The organism is Vibrio sp. V39_P1S14PM300 (genome assembly GCF_009904765.1).
Classification (GTDB): Bacteria; Pseudomonadota; Gammaproteobacteria; order Enterobacterales; family Vibrionaceae; genus Vibrio; species Vibrio proteolyticus.
Window position 1 is genome coordinate 1 of record NZ_WXWP01000352.1, and the last position, 17,762, is coordinate 17,762.

17 protein-coding genes and 1 other annotated feature are annotated in these 17,762 nt (G+C 52.6%); of the genes, 10 read left to right on the plus strand and 7 right to left on the minus strand.

Going from position 1 to position 17,762, the window contains the following annotated elements; genetic code table 11:
• Both CAG65_RS18400 and CAG65_RS18405 read left to right on the plus strand, forming a co-directional pair.
• A partial coding sequence (locus CAG65_RS18400) for a DUF3293 domain-containing protein (protein ID WP_237668857.1) occupies window positions 1-363 on the plus strand: 363 nt, incomplete at its 5' end.
• A gap of 39 nt (window positions 364-402) precedes the next feature.
• The gene (locus CAG65_RS18405) at window positions 403-885 is read left to right on the plus strand and encodes a putative 4-hydroxy-4-methyl-2-oxoglutarate aldolase (protein WP_021705672.1); all 483 of its coding nucleotides are present in this window, start codon (window positions 403-405) and stop codon (window positions 883-885) included.
• An 8-nt stretch (window positions 886-893) separates the two neighbouring features.
• Here CAG65_RS18405 and CAG65_RS18410 read toward each other — a convergent pair whose 3' ends face one another.
• Window positions 894-1,361 carry a hypothetical protein gene (locus tag CAG65_RS18410; RefSeq protein WP_021705671.1) on the minus strand — a complete coding sequence of 156 codons (468 nt, stop codon included), beginning with the start codon at window positions 1,359-1,361 and terminating at the stop codon, window positions 894-896.
• A gap of 293 nt (window positions 1,362-1,654) precedes the next feature.
• Window positions 1,655-1,773: a sequence feature (Thr leader region), on the plus strand.
• Between the two features lie 31 nt (window positions 1,774-1,804).
• On the opposite strand from CAG65_RS18410, the gene thrA reads away from it, so the two are divergent.
• Genes thrA through thrC form a run of 3 tightly spaced genes read left to right on the plus strand, consistent with a single transcriptional unit; the run spans window position 1,805 to window position 6,517 of the window.
• Complete coding sequence (gene thrA, locus CAG65_RS18415) at window positions 1,805-4,264, plus strand: bifunctional aspartate kinase/homoserine dehydrogenase I (RefSeq protein ID WP_161454577.1); 2,460 nt, start codon at window positions 1,805-1,807, stop codon at window positions 4,262-4,264.
• A 16-nt stretch (window positions 4,265-4,280) separates the two neighbouring features.
• A complete protein-coding gene (thrB, locus tag CAG65_RS18420) occupies window positions 4,281-5,237 on the plus strand; it encodes a homoserine kinase (protein ID WP_161454578.1) in 957 nt (318 codons plus the stop codon).
• Window positions 5,234-6,517 carry a threonine synthase gene (thrC, locus tag CAG65_RS18425; protein ID WP_161454579.1) on the plus strand — a complete coding sequence of 428 codons (1,284 nt, stop codon included), beginning with the start codon at window positions 5,234-5,236 and terminating at the stop codon, window positions 6,515-6,517. Before thrB ends, thrC begins: the two co-directional genes overlap by 4 nt.
• 60 nt (window positions 6,518-6,577) lie before the next feature.
• Here thrC and CAG65_RS18430 read toward each other — a convergent pair whose 3' ends face one another.
• From CAG65_RS18430 to mtnN, 4 genes are all read right to left on the minus strand, one after another.
• A complete protein-coding gene (locus tag CAG65_RS18430; RefSeq protein WP_021705667.1) occupies window positions 6,578-7,198 on the minus strand; it encodes a TRIC cation channel family protein in 621 nt (206 codons plus the stop codon).
• 73 nt (window positions 7,199-7,271) lie between these two features.
• Window positions 7,272-8,096, minus strand: coding sequence for a vitamin B12 ABC transporter substrate-binding protein BtuF (gene btuF, locus CAG65_RS18435; RefSeq protein WP_161454580.1), 825 nt, complete (start codon window positions 8,094-8,096; stop codon window positions 7,272-7,274).
• Window positions 8,097-9,050, minus strand: coding sequence for a cobalamin biosynthesis family protein (locus CAG65_RS18440; protein ID WP_161454581.1), 954 nt, complete (start codon window positions 9,048-9,050; stop codon window positions 8,097-8,099). It abuts the gene before it with no gap.
• 15 nt (window positions 9,051-9,065) lie between these two features.
• A complete protein-coding gene (mtnN, locus tag CAG65_RS18445) occupies window positions 9,066-9,761 on the minus strand; it encodes a 5'-methylthioadenosine/S-adenosylhomocysteine nucleosidase (RefSeq protein WP_021705664.1) in 696 nt (231 codons plus the stop codon).
• Window positions 9,762-9,965: 204 nt separating this feature from the next.
• On the opposite strand from mtnN, the gene rpsO reads away from it, so the two are divergent.
• From rpsO to CAG65_RS18470, 5 genes are all read left to right on the plus strand, one after another.
• Window positions 9,966-10,235: a 30S ribosomal protein S15 gene (gene rpsO / locus CAG65_RS18450; RefSeq protein ID WP_021705663.1), complete on the plus strand. Its 270-nt coding sequence runs from the start codon at window positions 9,966-9,968 to the stop codon at window positions 10,233-10,235.
• A 284-nt stretch (window positions 10,236-10,519) separates the two neighbouring features.
• Window positions 10,520-12,655 carry a polyribonucleotide nucleotidyltransferase gene (gene pnp, locus CAG65_RS18455; protein ID WP_021705662.1) on the plus strand — a complete coding sequence of 712 codons (2,136 nt, stop codon included), beginning with the start codon at window positions 10,520-10,522 and terminating at the stop codon, window positions 12,653-12,655.
• Window positions 12,656-12,798: 143 nt separating this feature from the next.
• A complete protein-coding gene (gene nlpI / locus CAG65_RS18460; RefSeq protein WP_161447746.1) occupies window positions 12,799-13,713 on the plus strand; it encodes a lipoprotein NlpI in 915 nt (304 codons plus the stop codon).
• Window positions 13,714-13,820: 107 nt separating this feature from the next.
• A complete protein-coding gene (locus CAG65_RS18465) occupies window positions 13,821-14,231 on the plus strand; it encodes a MarR family winged helix-turn-helix transcriptional regulator (RefSeq protein ID WP_021705660.1) in 411 nt (136 codons plus the stop codon).
• Window positions 14,232-14,299: 68 nt separating this feature from the next.
• Complete coding sequence (locus tag CAG65_RS18470; RefSeq protein ID WP_161454582.1) at window positions 14,300-15,637, plus strand: MATE family efflux transporter; 1,338 nt, start codon at window positions 14,300-14,302, stop codon at window positions 15,635-15,637.
• A 43-nt stretch (window positions 15,638-15,680) separates the two neighbouring features.
• Here CAG65_RS18470 and CAG65_RS18475 read toward each other — a convergent pair whose 3' ends face one another.
• Together CAG65_RS18475 and ubiU are read right to left on the minus strand one after the other, a co-directional pair.
• The gene (locus CAG65_RS18475) at window positions 15,681-16,559 is read right to left on the minus strand and encodes a U32 family peptidase (RefSeq protein ID WP_161454584.1); all 879 of its coding nucleotides are present in this window, start codon (window positions 16,557-16,559) and stop codon (window positions 15,681-15,683) included.
• A 21-nt stretch (window positions 16,560-16,580) separates the two neighbouring features.
• On the minus strand, window positions 16,581-17,594 hold the full coding sequence (gene ubiU, locus CAG65_RS18480) for a ubiquinone anaerobic biosynthesis protein UbiU (protein WP_161454583.1): 1,014 nt from the start codon (window positions 17,592-17,594) through the stop codon (window positions 16,581-16,583).
• Window positions 17,595-17,762 lie beyond the last annotated feature (168 nt).

Genomic DNA, 17,762 nt, shown 5'->3' on the forward strand with positions numbered 1-17,762 from the left:
AGCGTATCGCGAGCCTTTTTTCCGTTTTTCTCGAGAGTTGACGTGTCGGGAGTTTGCGATCATTACCGCATGGAACCGCGCAGCCAACTGATGTCAAACGAATATAACCGTATAAAAAATAATGCGTTAGAGCGCCGACTTCGGCATTATTCATACGTGTCGGTGTTGGTCGGAGACGCACAGTTTTGCTGGGCGGAGGAGAGTTTCGCCGCAGCACTGCCGCTGGTCAAGGCGCTCTCTCTGGGAAGAGAATTTGCCCAGAATGCCATCTATTATGTGCGTGATGGTGAGCTGCTGTTGTTCTCGTGCCAGGGGACGCAAAAGGAACATTTAGGAGCACTGACAAGCCGTTGTTGTGAGTGAACACCGTACAAGGAATACGAGAATGTCATGGAGGAAACAATGAAAGACATAACCCCCGATATCTGCGATAAATATGAATCACAGGTAACACTGATTCATCTACCGTTACAAAATTACGGGCGTCGACACGCCTTTTGGGGTGAAATTGCCACGGTTCGCTGCTACCACGATAACTCGAAAGTACGAGAAATGCTTGAGCAGGACGGGCACGGCAAAGTGTTGGTGGTGGACGGACATGGCTCCTGCCAACATGCACTTTTGGGTGACCAACTGGCCATCAAAGCGATCGAAAATGGCTGGGAAGGCGTGATCGTGTATGGCGCGGTGCGCGATGTGGGGATGCTGGCGGAAATGGAACTGGGCGTGAAAGCGTTAGGCGCCAACCCGTTCAAAACGGAAAAACGTGGTGCAGGTGATATCAATGTCACGTTAACCATCCAAAATCAGATGATTCAGCCTGGGGATTACATCTATGCCGACTGGAACGGAGTTTTAACGTCGAAAGATAAACTTGATGTCTGAGCTGGTGGTCAGAAGCGGAAACCCAATCCGACTTCGACCCCTTGCTGCCACTGTTGATAATCAACGGTGGCGTGCAAATCGAGGTTTTCTGTCAGCCTGACTCGGCTGGAGACTTCTGCGGACAACTGAGTATCGATCACCTGGCTGTTGGTTTCTTCCTTGAACTTATGGGAATGCAGGGTGCTTTTCACCGATACCCGATCGTTAAACTGATAACTGACCCCACTCATAAAACCGCTTTGACTGATGTCGTTGGAGTTATCGATGCGGGCACCAACGTACAGATCGATCTTATCAAACAGGTTATAGGAATAACCGCTATCAATTGTCCAGCTGTCGAAACCGGACGGATCTTTTTCTGTCGAAATAAACAGGCGGTGCGGGGATTGATTGAGTTGCGACGGAAGTGGCGGTAACTCTGTCGCTGCAACGAAAGAACTAAAAAACAACAGCATGATCATGATGCACTTGTTCATAAAGCTCTCCCTGCTTTTCATTTGTTAGTTCCACTGCGTAAAGCTAATTAAAGCATAAATTACTTCAACGTCTACTCAGAATCATATAGCGAATAGTTATTACTATATGCGTTGGCTGGTGATTATTCGAGCGCCAATGCGTAACATTTGGATCAAGTGCAAAGAATGGAAAAGCTCGGTTTGGCTGAAAAGATTGCAACTTATAGTTGACTCAGGGTGTTTAAATGCGGTAAGACTAAAAACACGCAAACACATAAACAATGTATAACGACGTTCAACCATGATTCTCAACAGCCATACCGTAATGACCACCACCATTATTATTACCGACACCACCGATGTTGGGGCAGGCTGCTGAGCGAAAGAAATTCAAAAAAAGGCCTGTATCCCACCAGATACAGGCCTTTTTTTATACCGATTTTTCAATATTTGGAGAGGAAGGGATGCGAGTATTAAAGTTTGGCGGTTCATCATTAGCCGATGCTGACCGTTTTCTGCGTGCTGCAGACATCATCGCAAACAATGCACAACAGGAAGAAGTGGCCGTCGTTTTGTCGGCGCCAGGAAAAACCACCAACAAGCTGGTCGCGGTCATCGAGGGCGCGCTGCGCAACGGTGAAGCGGATCTGCAGATTGCTGAGCTGGAAGATTCGTTCCGCGATTTGTTCCAGGACATCAAGCAGGTGCTTCCTGCGTTGGACGGCCACGCATTTGATCATCAGGTCAAAACCTCACTGTCTCAGCTGCGCCAGTTTGTTCATGGCATCAGTTTACTGGGCATGTGCCCGGACAATGTCAATGCGCGCATTATCAGTAAAGGCGAACGCGTCTCCATTCAACTGATGAAGGCGGTACTGGAAGCCAAAGGTCAGCCAGCCAGCCTGATTGACCCGGTTAACTACCTGCTGGCGCGTGGCGATCATCTGGAAGCCATGGTGGATGTCGACCTCTCCACTCACAATTTCCGTCAGCAGCCTTTGCCGCAAGGCCACGTTAACATCATGCCGGGTTTTACCGCGGGAAATGAAAAAGGTGAGTTGGTGACGCTGGGCCGCAACGGGTCGGATTACTCGGCGGCGGTATTGGCCGCGTGTCTGCGTGCGGACTGCTGCGAAATCTGGACTGACGTAGATGGCGTCTATAATTGTGATCCCCGTTTGGTGGATGACGCGCGCTTACTGAAATCGCTCAGCTATCAGGAAGCGATGGAATTGTCCTACTTTGGCGCGTCGGTACTGCACCCGAAAACCATTGCCCCGATTGCTCAGTTCCATATTCCCTGTCTGATCAAAAACAGTTTCAACCCACAGGGCGCCGGCACGCTGATCGGTCAGGATACCGGGGAAGACAATCTGGCAATCAAAGGCATCACCACCTTGAACGATCTGACCATGGTCAACGTTTCTGGTCCGGGCATGAAAGGCATGGTCGGCATGGCCAGTCGTGTGTTTGGCGCCATGTCCTCTGCCGGTGTGTCGATTGTGCTGATCACCCAATCTTCGTCTGAATACAGCATTAGCTTTTGTATTGAAGCGCAGGATAAGCAACTGGCGCAGCGCGCGCTCAGCGACGCTTTTGAGCTGGAATTGAAAGACGGCCTGTTAGAGCCGGTCGACTTTATCGATAACGTATCCATTGTCACGCTGGTCGGGGATGGAATGCGCACGTCTCGCGGCGTTGCCTCTCGTTTCTTCTCATCTCTGGCGGAAGTCAACGTCAACATCGTAGCGATTGCCCAGGGATCGTCGGAACGTGCCATTTCTGCCGTGATCCCGGAAGATAAGATCTCGGAAGCGGTCAAAGCGTGTCACGAGAACCTGTTCAACTCCAAACACTTCCTTGATGTGTTTGTGGTCGGCGTTGGCGGCGTGGGCGGCGAGCTGGTGGATCAGATCGAGCGACAACAAGCCAAGCTGCAGGAGAAAGGCATTGTCATTCGCGTGTGTGGTCTGGCCAACAGCAAAGGGCTGTTACTCGACAGCGAAGGGCTGCCGCTGGAGCACTGGCGCGATCGGATGAACAGCGCGACAGAAGAGTTCAGCCTGGCGCGTCTGATTGCGTTGGTGCAGCGTAATCACATCATCAACCCGGTGTTGGTCGACTGCACGTCAAGTGAAGCGATTGCAAACCAGTACACAGATTTCCTTGCTGCCGGTTTCCACGTGGTGACGCCCAACAAAAAAGCCAACACCGCCAGCATGGCTTACTACCATCAGTTACGCGATGTGGCACGCAGCTCGCGTCGTAAGCTGATGTATGAGACGACAGTAGGAGCAGGGCTACCTGTGATTGAGAACCTGCAAAACCTGATTTCTGCCGGCGATGAACTGGAACGCTTTAGCGGCATTTTGTCGGGCTCATTGTCGTATATTTTTGGTAAGCTGGATGAAGGTATGACGCTTAGTCAGGCGACGCAAATTGCCAAAGACAACGGTTTTACTGAGCCGGATCCCCGCGATGATTTGTCGGGTATGGATGTCGCGCGTAAACTGCTGATCCTGGCACGTGAAGCGGGCATGGCTCTGGAGCTGGAAGACGTGATCGTCGATCAGGCGCTGCCACCGGGTTTTGATGATTCCGGTTCAGTGGACGAGTTCATGGCTCGTCTGCCCGACGCGGATGCGTACTTCAGTGACTTGTCGGCCAAAGCCAAAGTTGATGGCAAAGTATTGCGTTACGTCGGTGAAATCAGCAACGGCCAGTGTCGCGTCAGTATGGCGGCGGTAGATGATAACGATCCTATGTTCAAAATTAAAGATGGTGAAAATGCGCTGGCCTTCTATAGCCGTTACTACAACCCTATTCCTTTGGTGTTGCGAGGTTACGGTGCCGGTACAGAGGTCACTGCGGCTGGGGTATTTGCGGACGTAATGCGGACGTTGGGATGGAAATTAGGGGTTTAACGGAATGAGTAGTGAGATGGATGTTGTCGTTTACGCACCGGCTTCAATCGGCAACGTCAGCGTAGGATTTGATGTGTTGGGGGCCGCGGTGTCCCCGATAGATGGCACCTTGCTCGGGGACCGGGTTGCTGTCAGCGCAGGCTCAGAGGCATTCAGCCTGCAAACCGCAGGTCGCTTTGTAGCGAAATTGCCGGACAACCCCAAAGACAATATTGTGTACGATTGCTGGCGAGTCTTTGCTCGTGAGCTGGATAAAAAAGGCGTCAGCCTGAAACAGGTCGCTATGACACTGGAAAAGAACATGCCGATCGGTTCAGGGCTGGGGTCGAGTGCCTGCTCAATTGTTGCGGCGCTGGATGCGTTAAACCGCTTTCACTCTGAGCCGCTCAATGAGACCGAGTTGCTGGCGCTGATGGGCGAAATGGAAGGGCAGATTTCCGGCGGGGTACATTACGACAACGTCGCACCTTGCTATCTGGGTGGTGTGCAACTGATGTTGGAAGAGCTGGGGATCATCAGTCAGTCAGTGCCCTGTTTCGATGACTGGTACTGGGTGATGGCTTATCCGGGGATCAAGGTTTCCACCGCGGAGGCACGTGAGATCTTGCCGTCTCAGTACCGTCGTCAGGATATCATCGCCCACGGCCGTCATCTGGCGGGGTTCATTCACGCCTGCCATTCCGGTCAGCCTGAGCTCGCCGCGAAGATGATCAAAGACGTGATCGCGGAACCGTATCGTGAGAAACTGCTGCCAGGCTTTGCCAATGCGCGCCAATACGCGGCATCCGCTGGTGCGCTGGCGACTGGTATTTCCGGCAGTGGCCCGACCCTGTTCAGTATCTGCAAAGATAAAGATGTCGCCGAACGGGTTGCCCGCTGGCTGGAACAGCATTACGTACAGAATGAAGAAGGATTCGTCCATATTTGTCGTCTCGACAAACAGGGCTCAAAAGTAACAGGAAGTGAGCTATGAAGCTTTACAACATAAAAGAAAATGATGAACAAGTCTCCTTTGGCCAAGCCGTTCGCCAAGGATTAGGCCGTAATCAAGGGCTATTTTTCCCGTCACAACTGCCTCAGTTTGACGATATTGATGCGCTGCTGGCGGACGATTTTGTCACTCGCAGCACCAAGATTCTGTCGGCGTTGATCGGTGATGAGCTGAGTGAAGAACAGGTCAATGCCATGGTCGACGCAGCATTTCAGTTTCCGGCGCCGATCAAAGCGGTCAAAGACGGTGTGTACGCATTAGAGCTGTTCCACGGTCCGACACTGGCGTTTAAAGACTTCGGCGGCCGCTTCATGGCGCAGTCACTGGCGGCGGTGTCCAATGGGGGTAAGATCACCATCCTGACGGCGACGTCAGGTGACACCGGTGCTGCGGTGGCGCACGCATTTTACGGTATGGAAGACATCAATGTGGTGATTCTGTATCCGAAAGGTAAAATCAGCCCGCTGCAGGAGAAACTGTTCTGTACGCTGGGGAAAAACATCCACACCGTCGCGATTGACGGCGATTTCGATGCTTGCCAGGCTCTGGTGAAGCAAGCGTTTGACGATGCAGAGCTGCGTGAAGAAATCGGTCTGAACTCCGCTAACTCGATCAACATCAGCCGTTTGATGGCACAGATTTGTTACTATTTTGAAGCGGCGGCGCAGATGAGCAAAGCTGAACGTGAGAATCTGGTGGTGTCGGTACCTAGCGGTAACTTTGGCAACCTGACGGCCGGTTTGCTAGCCAAAGCGTTGGGTTTGCCGATCAAACGTTTCATAGCAGCGACCAATGCGAACGATACCGTGCCACGCTATCTGCAAACCGGTCAGTGGGATCCGAAGCCGACCGTGGCGACAACCTCTAATGCGATGGACGTCAGCCAGCCAAACAACTGGCCGCGTATTGAAGAGTTGTGTCGGGTGAAAGAGTGGGGCCTGGAAACGCTGGGTAAAGGCGCAGTATCTGATGCACAGAGTGCAGAGTCGGTGAAAACGCTGTTTGAGCAAGGCTACTTATGTGAGCCACACGGTGCGATTGCCTACCGTGTGTTGGACGAGCAACTGCAAGCGGGTGAAACGGGTCTGTTCCTGTGTACCGCGCACCCCGCCAAATTCAAAGAAGTGGTCGATGAGATCCTCGCGTCCGACATAGAGTTGCCCGCACCGCTTGCTAAGCACGCGGCCATGGCGCTGCTGTCTGAAGATCTTGATAACGACTTTGACGCGCTAAAAGCGGTCTTACGTCGCGTGCAGAACTGATCCACGTTCAAGGCAATAAAAAAGGTCGCTCAGGCGACCTTTTTTATTGCCTTAAAGGCGTCAGCGATTGAGGGCAAAGGTTGGCAGTGACAAGTGCCAACGGATGGCGCCAAGTCGAATCAGCAGAGTTGACAGCACACCGGACATGAAGGCGGTGTTGCTGTCATAGCCCATCGCCAGCGCGGTAGTGTGGAAAATGCCCCCGATAATACAGGCTGTCGCATACACCTCACTGCGCAGCACCATCGGCACTTCGCGTGCCAGTACATCACGGATAATGCCCCCACCACAGCCCGTGATCACGCCCATGATGATGCCAACCAGAGCCGAATCCTGATAGGCCATGGTTTTTTCGACCCCGATACCCACAAACACCGCCAGACCAATGGCATCGCACACGGGTAAAATCCACCAGGGCAGCCGTTTAGGACGGCGGACGATTAACATGGTCAGTAAGCAGGTGATCAGAATCACCCACAAATAGTTGGTGTCTTTGATCCAAAAGACTGGCGTCGCTCCGAGCGCCATGTCGCGGATGGTGCCACCGCCAATGGCGGTCACACTGCCCAACACCGCCACGCCAAACGGATCCATTTTCAGCCGCCCGGCAAGCAGAACACCAGAAATTGCGAATACCGCGGTACCGAACAGATCGGTGAAATAAAGCAGCATGGAATCCATGTTACTCACCATTGCTATTGATAGAAGGAACAGAAAATAGGGCTGGCATTCTACGCATTCCGCCTGACTCCCGTTAGCGCTTTTGTCTGACAGAGTCGAATCGATCACACACTTGTCGGATCGCATTGAGGGTTCGTGGTGTGGGGCGGTTGAGCCAGTCGACGTTCAGTGCCCAGATGTGTTGATTCTGGACAGCGGGCAACTGCGCCGCCCACTCTTGCCACATGTTCCCGTTTTCAATCGCGTGCTCAGAGGTAAAAATGACCTCGGGCTTGGCGACGATCACCTGTTCCAGCCCGACCTGAGGGTAGGGGGTTGCGCTGCGTTCAAAGACGTTCTCTCCGCCACAAAAGCGAAACACTTCGCTTGGCCAGCTGCCCTGAGCCAATGTGATGATTGGCTTTTCACTCAACTGATAGAAGTAACGTACAGGCGTTGCCGTCTGATAACGCTGTTTTAATTCCGCAAGCTGCTGGCGAAAGTGAGTGGCGGCGGTTTTACCCACTTGAGGGTCTTCGCTGAACTCGCTCAGCTGCTCAATGTTGCGGGCGATGTCTTCCAGTGTATGGGTCTGTGAATAATAGATGCGTAAACCAAATTGCTTGAGCTTGTCGAGTTCGCGCTGTGGGTTGCCGGCAGGCCAGGCGATGATCAAATCGGGTTTGAGCGCGATGATGCGCTCGATTTTTATCCCCTGGTAATTGGAGACATGTTCGAGTCTGGCGACCTGCGCTGGGTAATCGCTGTGCGCACTGACGGCGATCAGTTGGTCACACAATCCGGCTGCGCAGGCCAGCTCCGTTGCGTGTGGAGCGAGTGCGATCACACGCTGTGCTGGTTTGGCCGCCAGCGAAGTCGACAACAGTAAAAGGGCGCTCAGCGCCAGCAGTTTGTGCATTTAGAATCCCTGATAGATAATGGCCAGGATCACACTTTCGGTCACGATCCAGATCAGAATGCGCCAGGCAATAAATTTCTGCAATTGGGCGAGGTGAATGGCCGCGGGCGCGATTCGGCCACCAATTTTGGCCCGTACCGCTTTACGTCCATCGTAGATGGCCGGTCCGCCAAGCGCCAGCTCCAGCTTTGAACCGAGTGATGTCAACAGCCAGCCCGGTCCGGGTAGCGGCCAACTGACACTTTGAGCGCGCATGGTTTGGAAGGTCGACAGACCGCGTTGTCCCGGCACGACGAGCAGTGCCAGCAGGCGCAATGGGACAAAATCGAGCACGGCCACCAGGCGAATTGCGGGTAAGCCAAACGGCGAAAAGGTTGCGCGGGACGGAGACCAGGCGCGTGCCAGTTCTACCGCCAGGCGGTACAGCAGAGCACCCGCTCCGCCGCCGAGTGCGTACCAGAACAGCACACCGACCACATTGCGGCCATAGCCGAGGATCAGAGTTTCAGCCCCAGCTTTACCCAACCCAAGGGCGGACAAGGTACGGGTTTCGCGGTTGAGGAACGGTTGTAAAGTGGAGCGTGCCTGGGCTTTTTCGTCTTTGGCCAGGGCAGGTAACAGTTCGTGGGTGAGTTTGTCATAGCTGCGCCAGTCCAATGCCAGTATCAGCAGCGCCAACTCATACAACTGAGGTTGCCAGACTAACGGTTTTAATGCCCACAGTACCAGCCAGGTTGGCAGCAACATGAGTAGCAGAGCGAGTGAGCCCGAGATCACGCTTTGTGTGTGGCTGTGCGGTGTATTGACTTTGTCGGCCAGCAACTGAGCAAAACGGCGCCACAAGTTAGCCGGATGGGCATCGCGGGGGATTGGCAGTAGATAATGACACAACAGTGCGCCCCACATCACCAGGAGCGCGCCGTTGCTGTATAGCGAGTTGAATAAATCTTCCATGATTTAGATGGTGAATTACTTCAGCAGCTCCACCATCTTGATCACCATGGCTGAGGAGCTTTTCGCCGCCAGCGGCAAGAACTCTTCAAAACTCATTGGCGACTCTTTGTCTGCCACGTCAGAAATGGCACGCACAACCACAAACGGGACGCCAAACTGGTGACAGGTCTGAGCAATGGCTGACGCTTCCATTTCAACGGCGATCACTGTCGGAAAATGTTGGCGAATGAAAGCCTGGCGCTGCGCGGTGCAAACGAAAGCATCGCCCGTACAAATCAGACCGCGTACCGCGTGTTTGTCTTCCATTTGCTCCAGCGCACGTTCCGCGATGTTCATCAATTGAGCATCGGCCTGGAAAGCCGCAGGCTGGCCTGCCATTTGACCCATTTCATAGCCAAAAGCGGTCACGTCGGCATCGTGGTGACGCACTTCGCTTGAAATGACCACATCACCCAGATTCAGGCTTGAGTCGAATCCGCCGGCGGAACCTGTATTGATCACGACATCCGGTTGGAACTGGTCCAATAAAATGGTGGTACCGACGGCGGCCGCGACTTTGCCGATGCCCGACTGCAGTACGACCACTTCGACGCCGTTCAACTGGCCAGAATAAAAGGTGCAGCCCGCTTTGCTCATTTCCTGGCGGTTACTGATTGCGTCTTTTAGAATCGCGACTTCTTGTTCCATCGCGCCGATGATGCCGATTTTCATGCTGGTTCTCTTGATATGAAATTGAAAAAACAGGATTGAAACAAAGTGTACCATGAATCGGATCACTGCCAATACGCAATCTGTCGGGTGGGTGGAAAACCGGTTGCTAAGCGATATCGATTCCCCTATAATTCGCGCTCCTCGTGTCGGCTGAATCAGAGATTGGCTGACACAAATATAAACTTAACTCTTTAGGAGAGAATTATGTCTCTGAATGCAGAAACTAAAGCAGCAATCGTTGCAGAATACGCACAAGGCGAAGGCGACACTGGTTCACCAGAAGTACAAGTAGCACTACTGACTGCTTCTATTAACCACCTACAAGGTCACTTCAAAGCGCACAAAGGCGATCACCATAGCCGTCGTGGTCTGCTACGCATGGTTTCTCGTCGTCGTAAACTACTAGATTACCTGAAAGGTAAAGATCTAGGACGTTACCAAGACCTAATCAAACGTCTAGGCCTACGTCGCTAATCAGTGGCTGCATAGCACAGTTTGTACGAAAAAGGGGCGTCAGCCCCTTTTTTGTTGGCTAAATTTAGCCAAACCGCATTTATCCCGTTATACTACGCACGGCAAAATCCAAACGTTGGATTTTCTCTTACATACTCAGGCATTACAGTCAACCTCGTCGACCAAAAGGTCGCGACTATTAAAAGCTGCCTCGAGCCCGCTAGACGGCTTTTACTAGTCGCGATTCGTAATGCTCTGAGCCTAAACACATTCAATCTAAGCACAGCTTAGAGCAAGGAATAATAATGTTCGAAAAACCAGTTGTTAAAACGTTCCAGTACGGCAACCACACGGTGACTCTGGAAACGGGCGTGATTGCACGTCAAGCTACAGCTGCGGTTATGGTCACTATGGATGACACCGCAGTTTTCGTTTCTGTTGTTGGTAAAAAAGAAGCTGTGGAAGGTCAAGACTTCTTCCCACTGACTGTAAACTACCAAGAGCGTACTTACGCGGCAGGTAAAATCCCAGGCGGTTTCTTCAAGCGTGAAGGTCGTCCTTCTGAAGGCGAAACATTGACAGCTCGTCTGATTGACCGTCCAATCCGTCCGCTATTCCCAGACGCGTTCAAAAACGAAGTTCAGGTTATAGCGACTGTAATGTCAGTAAACCCTGACGTTCAGCCAGACATCGTCACCATGATCGGTACTTCTGCGGCTCTGGCTATTTCTGGTATCCCGTTCAACGGCCCAATCGGTGCCGCGCGCGTAGGTCATATCGATGGTCAGTTGGTTCTGAACCCAAGCAACACTGAGTTGGACGCGTCTAAACTTGACTTGGTGGTTGCAGGTACCGAATCTGCAGTACTGATGGTTGAGTCTGAAGCGGATAACCTGACTGAAGAAGAAATGCTGGCAGCGGTTGTTTACGGTCACGATCAACAACAAGTGGTGATCAACGCGATCAACGAGTTCAAAGCAGAAGTGGCGACACCAGCGTGGGATTGGGTTGCACCTGAAGAGAACACAACGCTGACCAACAAGATTGCTGAGCTGGCAGAAGCGAAGCTGGTTGAAGCTTACCAAATCACAGAGAAGATGGCTCGCTACGACCGCATTCATGCAATTGCTGCGGAAGTAAATGAGGTACTGCTTGCTGAAGACCCTGAAGCAAACACCAAAGAAATCCACACTATTTTCCATGACCTGGAAAAGACTGTAGTACGTCGCAGCATCATCGCTGGTAACCCGCGTATTGACGGTCGTGAGAAAGACATGGTTCGTGCGCTAGACGTACGCACTGGCGTTCTTCCTCGTACACACGGCTCTGCGCTGTTCACGCGTGGTGAAACTCAGGCAATCGTGACGGCGACTCTGGGCACTCAGCGTGATGCTCAAATCATCGATGAGCTAACGGGTGAACGTAAAGATCACTTCCTACTGCACTACAACTTCCCTCCTTACTGTGTGGGTGAGACAGGCTTTGTTGGTTCTCCTAAGCGTCGTGAAATCGGCCACGGTAAACTGGCGAAGCGTGGTATTGCTGCGGTAATGCCGTCTGTAGATGAATTCCCATACACGGTACGTGTGGTTTCTGAAATCACTGAATCGAACGGTTCTTCGTCTATGGCATCGGTTTGTGGTACGTCTCTGGCGTTGATGGACGCAGGTGTGCCTATCAAGGCATCTGTTGCGGGTATCGCGATGGGTCTGGTGAAAGAAGGTGACGATTTCGTTGTACTTTCTGACATTCTGGGTGATGAAGACCATCTGGGTGACATGGACTTTAAAGTAGCAGGCACCAGCACCGGTATCACTGCACTGCAAATGGACATCAAGATCGAAGGCATCACCAAAGAGATCATGCAAATTGCGCTTAACCAGGCACAAGGCGCACGTAAGCACATCCTGTCAGTCATGGATGAAGCGATTTCAGGTGCTCGTGACGATATTTCTGAGTTTGCGCCACGCATTCACACCATGAAGATCAGCTCTGAGAAGATCAAAGACGTGATCGGTAAAGGTGGTGCGGTTATCCGTCAGCTGACGGAAGAAACGGGCACAACCATTGAAATCGAAGACGATGGCACCATCAAGATTGCTGCAACCGAAGGTGCGGCAGCTCAAGAAGCGATCCGTCGTATTGAAGAGATCACTGCGGAAGTGGAAGTGGGCCGTATCTATACAGGTAAAGTCGCGCGTCTGGCTGACTTCGGTGCATTCGTTACTGTACTGCCGGGTAAAGATGGCCTGGTACACATTTCTCAAATCGCTGACAAGCGTGTTGAGAAAGTATCGGATTACCTGTCTGAGGGTCAGGAAGTTCAGGTGAAAGTACTGGAAATCGACCGTCAGGGCCGTGTACGTCTGAGCATGAAAGAAGCGGTTGAGAAACCTGCGGCAGAAGAAAACTCAGCGCCGGAAGCACCAGAAGCCGAGTAATTGAGTCATCTGTTTTTCGCTTAGCTTTTACGGGATTTTCACCCACAAAGCATAAAGCATGCTATAAAGGGAGCATATTGCTCCCTTTTTTATATGCGGAAAGTCCGGTCCTTATTCTGATCGGCGAACAGGAGTCTCTACTTGTGAAATGGTTTCAAACCGCTAGCTTAAGCATTTTTCTTTTGGTGATCTCTGGCTGTGCCTCGGTCGGAAATAGCAGCAAAGACCAGTGGCTTTATCCTCCCATGGCCATCGCATTACAACCCAACCTTCAACAACAAGTCCAGATTGCGCGTTTGACGCAACTGCTGCAACGCCCGGATCTGAGTGATGAAATCCGAGCAAAAATGTTTTTTGAGCGCGGTAACTACTACGACAGCGTTGGTCTGCGCGACTTGGCTCGGGTCGACTTTGAGCAGTCACTGGCATTAAACCCTGTCCAGCCGGATGTGTTTAACCTCCTCGGGGTGTACTTCACCGAGCGCGGTGAGTTTGATAGTGCTTACGATGCCTTCGATTCCACTTTGGAGCTCGACCCTGGCAATACTTATGCACAGCGCAATCGCGCTATTGCACTGTACTACGGAGACCGGGTGGACTTAGCGCTGGAAGATATGCAAAAGCAATATCAGGTCAGTCAGGCCGATCCGTTCAGTGCCTTGTGGCTGTATATCATCGAGTCCGATCTTGACGCTGAGAAAGCGCGCAAGGATTTACAGGCTCGTTACCAAAACCGCAATCAGGAGTGGGGCTGGGTATTGGTGGCCGTCGTCCTGCGCGATGTGTCCGATGAGCAAGCCTTGCGCGCCATCATCAGTGAAACTCGTGACAACACCTTGTTGGCACAGCGACTGACGGAAACGTATTTTTACATGGCCAAACGCAATCAGCAGGAAGGGGATTACGCATCGGCAATCTCACTCTACAAGTTGGCACTGTCGTTTAATGTCTATGAATACGTCGAACATCGCTATTCGTTTCTCGAGCTGGAACGTATTTTCAATGACGTTCGCGACGAGCAGCAGGCCAAGGCCGAACAAGCGGCGTCTCAGTCTTAAGTTGCAAATCCAATACGCATCAGCCGCTCGTTCGAGCGGCTTTTTTATTGCCTGTTGAGCTGTTCGTCGCTAGAATAGTTAGCTTGGCTAACTAATTGGAACACGGAATGAGTCTGGAACAGAGCCTGGAGCTGACCGAGCGTTTTGCGGCAAAAATATGGCGTAAATACGCTAAGGAAGACCCGATTGCGCAGCTGAGTTTTAATGAGTACGACTATCTGAAAGTGGTTCAGACCGCGCATGAGCCGATACGTCTGACCGATTTGGCGGCGGAACTTGAGGTCACGAAGCCCTCCGCCACCAATATGGTCAAACGCCTGGAAAGAAAAGGCCTGGTAGCCCGGGTGCCATGCCCGACGGACGCGCGTTCTAAACGTGTGGTATTGACCGCACTGGCTCTGGAGAGCCTCTCGAATGAAGCTCAGGTCTACTCGGTCTGGGCCAAACGGGTATCCGAGCGGCTGAACCATGCAGAGGCCCGGCAACTCGAACAATTATTGATGAAAGCCATGCGTTAACGCTTAGGCCGTGACAAAGCGGCCCTGGTCTATTTAGTTAGCCTGGCTAATTTTTTGTGGTGAAAGTTATGAATCAGTCCATTTACCGCCAGTTCTGGCGCTACACCATTCCGACCGTGGCAGCAATGCTGGTGAACGGTCTGTATCAGGTTGTAGACGGCATTTTCATTGGGCGTTATGTCGGGGCTGACGGCCTGGCCGGGATTAATGTTGCCTGGCCGGTGATCGGTTCTATTCTTGGTATTGGTATGCTGGTTGGGGTTGGCACCGGGGCACTGGCGTCGATTAAGCAGGGGCAACAAGCGCTGGATGAAGCAAAATCGATCCTCGCGACCGGGTTGATGCTGCTGGTGGCGCTGACGCCGCTGGTTGCCGGTATTTTATTGGCTTATTCCGATCGCTTTCTGCTCTGGCAGGGAGCGGAAGGGCGCGTGTTTGAGCTTGGGCTGCAGTATTTGCATATTCTGATCGTCGCGTGTGTGTTTACGCTTGGATCGATCGCCATGCCGTTTCTGCTGCGCAATGATGACAGCCCCAATCTGGCCACCTTATTGATGGTGATGGGGGCGGTGGTGAACATCGTGCTGGACTACGTGTTCATTGTCTGGCTGAAATGGGAACTGACCGGCGCTGCGCTGGCCACCGGGATTGCACAGTTGTTGGTGACCTCGCTTGGGCTGGCGTATTTTTTCTCATCGCGAGCTAAGCTGCGTCTGACCCGTGCTGATTTTCGCCTGCGTTGGTCGGCGATTCCGTCGATTTTTACTATCGGCACCTCCAGCTTCTTTATGTACGCGTACGGCTCAGTGATGGTAGCGCTGCACAACAGTTTACTCACTCAGTACGGTAGTGCTGCGCTGGTCGGGGCATACGCGATCCTTGGCTACATTGTGACGGTCTACTACCTGGTGGCGGAAGGCATTGCCAACGGGATGCAGCCCTTGGTCAGCTACAATCACGGGGCGGGGAACCGCGACAATATCCGCAAATTGCTCAACGTGGCAATGTGCAGTGCGGTGTTAGGCGGCGTGGTGTTTGTATTACTGCTGAATCTGTTTCCTGGCGTGGTGGTATCGGTGTTCAACGACAGCGATCAGAGTCTGATTGTCAGCACCATCACGGCGTTGAGACTGCACATGTTTGCCTTGTTCCTGGACGGTTTTTTGGTGGTGGCGGCGGCTTATTATCAGGCGATTCATCGGGGAGGCAAAGCGATGTTTGTGATGATAGGTAATATGCTGATTCAACTGCCGTTTCTTTATGTCATGCCGAAGTTGTTCGGGATTACCGGGGTGTGGATTGCGTTCCCGTTGTCGAACATTGCGCTGAGTCTGGTGGTGGCGGTGATGCTGTACAAAGATGTGCGTAAGATGCTGCTGCCCAATCTCAAACCACTCAACGCGTAAATCACAACAGGCTCTGGTATACAGAGCCTGTTGTCGTTCAGGGTTATAAATTGCGCACTTCCAAACCGGCCAGTTGATGCCAGTAGCCATTACACTGGCGGTCAGCCAGAGGCTCGGGATGTTCGCCGTGTTCATTTGCCTGGAACCGATCCAGTTGAGTAAAGGTGTCGAGCCCCAGCGGACTGAGGCGAACCACATCCACCAGTCCTTGCATCGAGGTTAAGTCATTATGCAGGTTGTAACAGTAGCCTGACTGAGTCTGAATACCGTTCAGATTGAACACCGCTTGCCCTTCCTGGCTGCGCACCTGAATGCCAGTCGGGTAATGGATACAGCAGGTTTCGCAATCATCTTTGGCCCGGTTTTCTGCACGAGCGGTGAAACAGCGTGCCGAGTAGGCCAGTGGCAGATAACCGTGGCCGAAAACTTCAATCTCAAACTGACCGCGAATGCCCAATTGCTCGCATTGGCTGAGGGTGTGGTTGAGCCATTCACGCGACAGTTCCACCGGCATGCACCAGCGGATCATTCCCTGGCGAAGAAACAGTCGCAGTGTCTGCGCATTGTAGGCATTGACCGCCGGACCAACCACGAACGGCACCCGTTGCTCACTCGCCAGCTGGATGGCTGAGACGTCGTTGGCTTCGATGGCGAAGTCACCGTTGTCGATGTACTTTTTCATCACGTTGACTTCACTCGGCGCTTCAAGCAAAGCCATGGTCGACAACACGACCTGTTTCCCGCTCTCAGATAATGCTTTCGCGAGCGCCAGCCAGTTGGCTGGCTTCATTTCCCGTCGTTTGGAGCAGACGGATTCGCCGAGATAGACGATGTCCGCTGTGCTGCTGGCAGCCTGATGGTAAAACTGCTCCACATCCTGCTTAGGCCAGAAATAGAGCAGAGGGCCGAGGGCGTATTTCATGGAATGTTGCATCGTTTTTCCTTACTGCCATTTGCGATGATAGGCACCGAGTGTGGTTTGAGTGCCTTCGGAAACGTTCGCCAGTGCTGCGTTCCAGGCGCTATCGACTTGATATGCCTGCGGATCGGCCTGAAAGCGATCGATGGCGGCGCGCCAGGTACGGGTGACCTGTTCGACGTAGGCCGGGCTGCGTTGACGCCCTTCAATTTTGACGGAAGCGACGTTAGCGGCAAACAGTTCTGGTAACAAAGAGAGTGTGTTCAGACTGGTCGGCTCTTCCAGCGCATGATAGCGTTTGGTTTCACCGCAGATATCCGCATCAAAGCGTCCTTTACACAAGGTAGGATAACCGGCGTTTTCGCCGGCGCCGTAGCGGTCGATGAGGATATTGTTGAGCCGGGATTCCAGTCCGTCGCTGGTTTCCTGCCAGCGGACATAGCGCGCTGGCGAACACGCACCGACGGTGTTGGGGGATTCACCGGTCAGGTAGGAGGAGAGATAGCAGCGCCCCTCAGACATGATGCACAGGCTGCCAAAAGCAAATACTTCCAGCTCGACCTCTTCGCTGATGTTACGCGAGAGCTGCTTCACCTGATGAATGGATAGTACCCGCGGCAGGACGACGCGTTTGACCTTAAAATTGCGCTGATAGAATTCGATGGCCGGAACATTGGTGGCAGAGGCCTGTACTGACAAATGCAATTCCAGGTGCGGATAGCGCGTGGCGGCGTATTCCAACAGCGCAATGTCGGCTACGATCAATGCATCCACGCCAATCGCCGCCGTCCGATCTACCGCATCTGTCCAGCGCTGGAAGCCGTCCGGATGAGCAAACGTGTTCAGCGCAACGTGTATTTTCCTGCCATGGTCGTGGGTGTACTGCACCGCTTTATCCAGCTTCTTACCGGTAAAGTTCAGGCCCGCGAAGTGACGCGCATTGGTGTCATCTTTAAAGCCGATATACACCGCATCGGCGCCACAGTCGATTGCGGTTTTCAGGGCGGGCAGGTTGCCGGCCGGGCATAAGAGTTCCATCGTTTCATACCAAACTTTGTCTCAAAGTGGCGGGCATTTTATGAAGGATAATCAAGCGCGGATTTGATGTAAGGCAGGTTTACTTCAGTTTTTTATCAAATACTTATTTGGAGTTAGTTCTTGTGGCGACGGTTCTGGGCGAACAGCTCTTCCACTTCGTGTTTCGGT

Bases quoted from the DNA above. Each gene is read 5' to 3' on its own strand.
- CAG65_RS18405 (WP_021705672.1), top strand. From the start codon at position 403: ATGAAAGACATAACCCCCGATATCTGCGATAAATATGAATCACAGGTA.
- CAG65_RS18410 (WP_021705671.1), bottom strand. From the start codon at position 1,361: ATGAACAAGTGCATCATGATCATGCTGTTGTTTTTTAGTTCTTTCGTT.
- thrA (WP_161454577.1), top strand. From the start codon at position 1,805: ATGCGAGTATTAAAGTTTGGCGGTTCATCATTAGCCGATGCTGACCGT.
- thrB (WP_161454578.1), top strand. From the start codon at position 4,281: ATGGATGTTGTCGTTTACGCACCGGCTTCAATCGGCAACGTCAGCGTA.
- thrC (WP_161454579.1), top strand. From the start codon at position 5,234: ATGAAGCTTTACAACATAAAAGAAAATGATGAACAAGTCTCCTTTGGC.
- CAG65_RS18430 (WP_021705667.1), bottom strand. From the start codon at position 7,198: ATGGATTCCATGCTGCTTTATTTCACCGATCTGTTCGGTACCGCGGTA.
- btuF (WP_161454580.1), bottom strand. From the start codon at position 8,096: ATGCACAAACTGCTGGCGCTGAGCGCCCTTTTACTGTTGTCGACTTCG.
- CAG65_RS18440 (WP_161454581.1), bottom strand. From the start codon at position 9,050: ATGGAAGATTTATTCAACTCGCTATACAGCAACGGCGCGCTCCTGGTG.
- mtnN (WP_021705664.1), bottom strand. From the start codon at position 9,761: ATGAAAATCGGCATCATCGGCGCGATGGAACAAGAAGTCGCGATTCTA.
- rpsO (WP_021705663.1), top strand. From the start codon at position 9,966: ATGTCTCTGAATGCAGAAACTAAAGCAGCAATCGTTGCAGAATACGCA.
- pnp (WP_021705662.1), top strand. From the start codon at position 10,520: ATGTTCGAAAAACCAGTTGTTAAAACGTTCCAGTACGGCAACCACACG.
- CAG65_RS18465 (WP_021705660.1), top strand. From the start codon at position 13,821: ATGAGTCTGGAACAGAGCCTGGAGCTGACCGAGCGTTTTGCGGCAAAA.
- CAG65_RS18470 (WP_161454582.1), top strand. From the start codon at position 14,300: ATGAATCAGTCCATTTACCGCCAGTTCTGGCGCTACACCATTCCGACC.
- CAG65_RS18475 (WP_161454584.1), bottom strand. From the start codon at position 16,559: ATGAAATACGCCCTCGGCCCTCTGCTCTATTTCTGGCCTAAGCAGGAT.
- ubiU (WP_161454583.1), bottom strand. From the start codon at position 17,594: ATGGAACTCTTATGCCCGGCCGGCAACCTGCCCGCCCTGAAAACCGCA.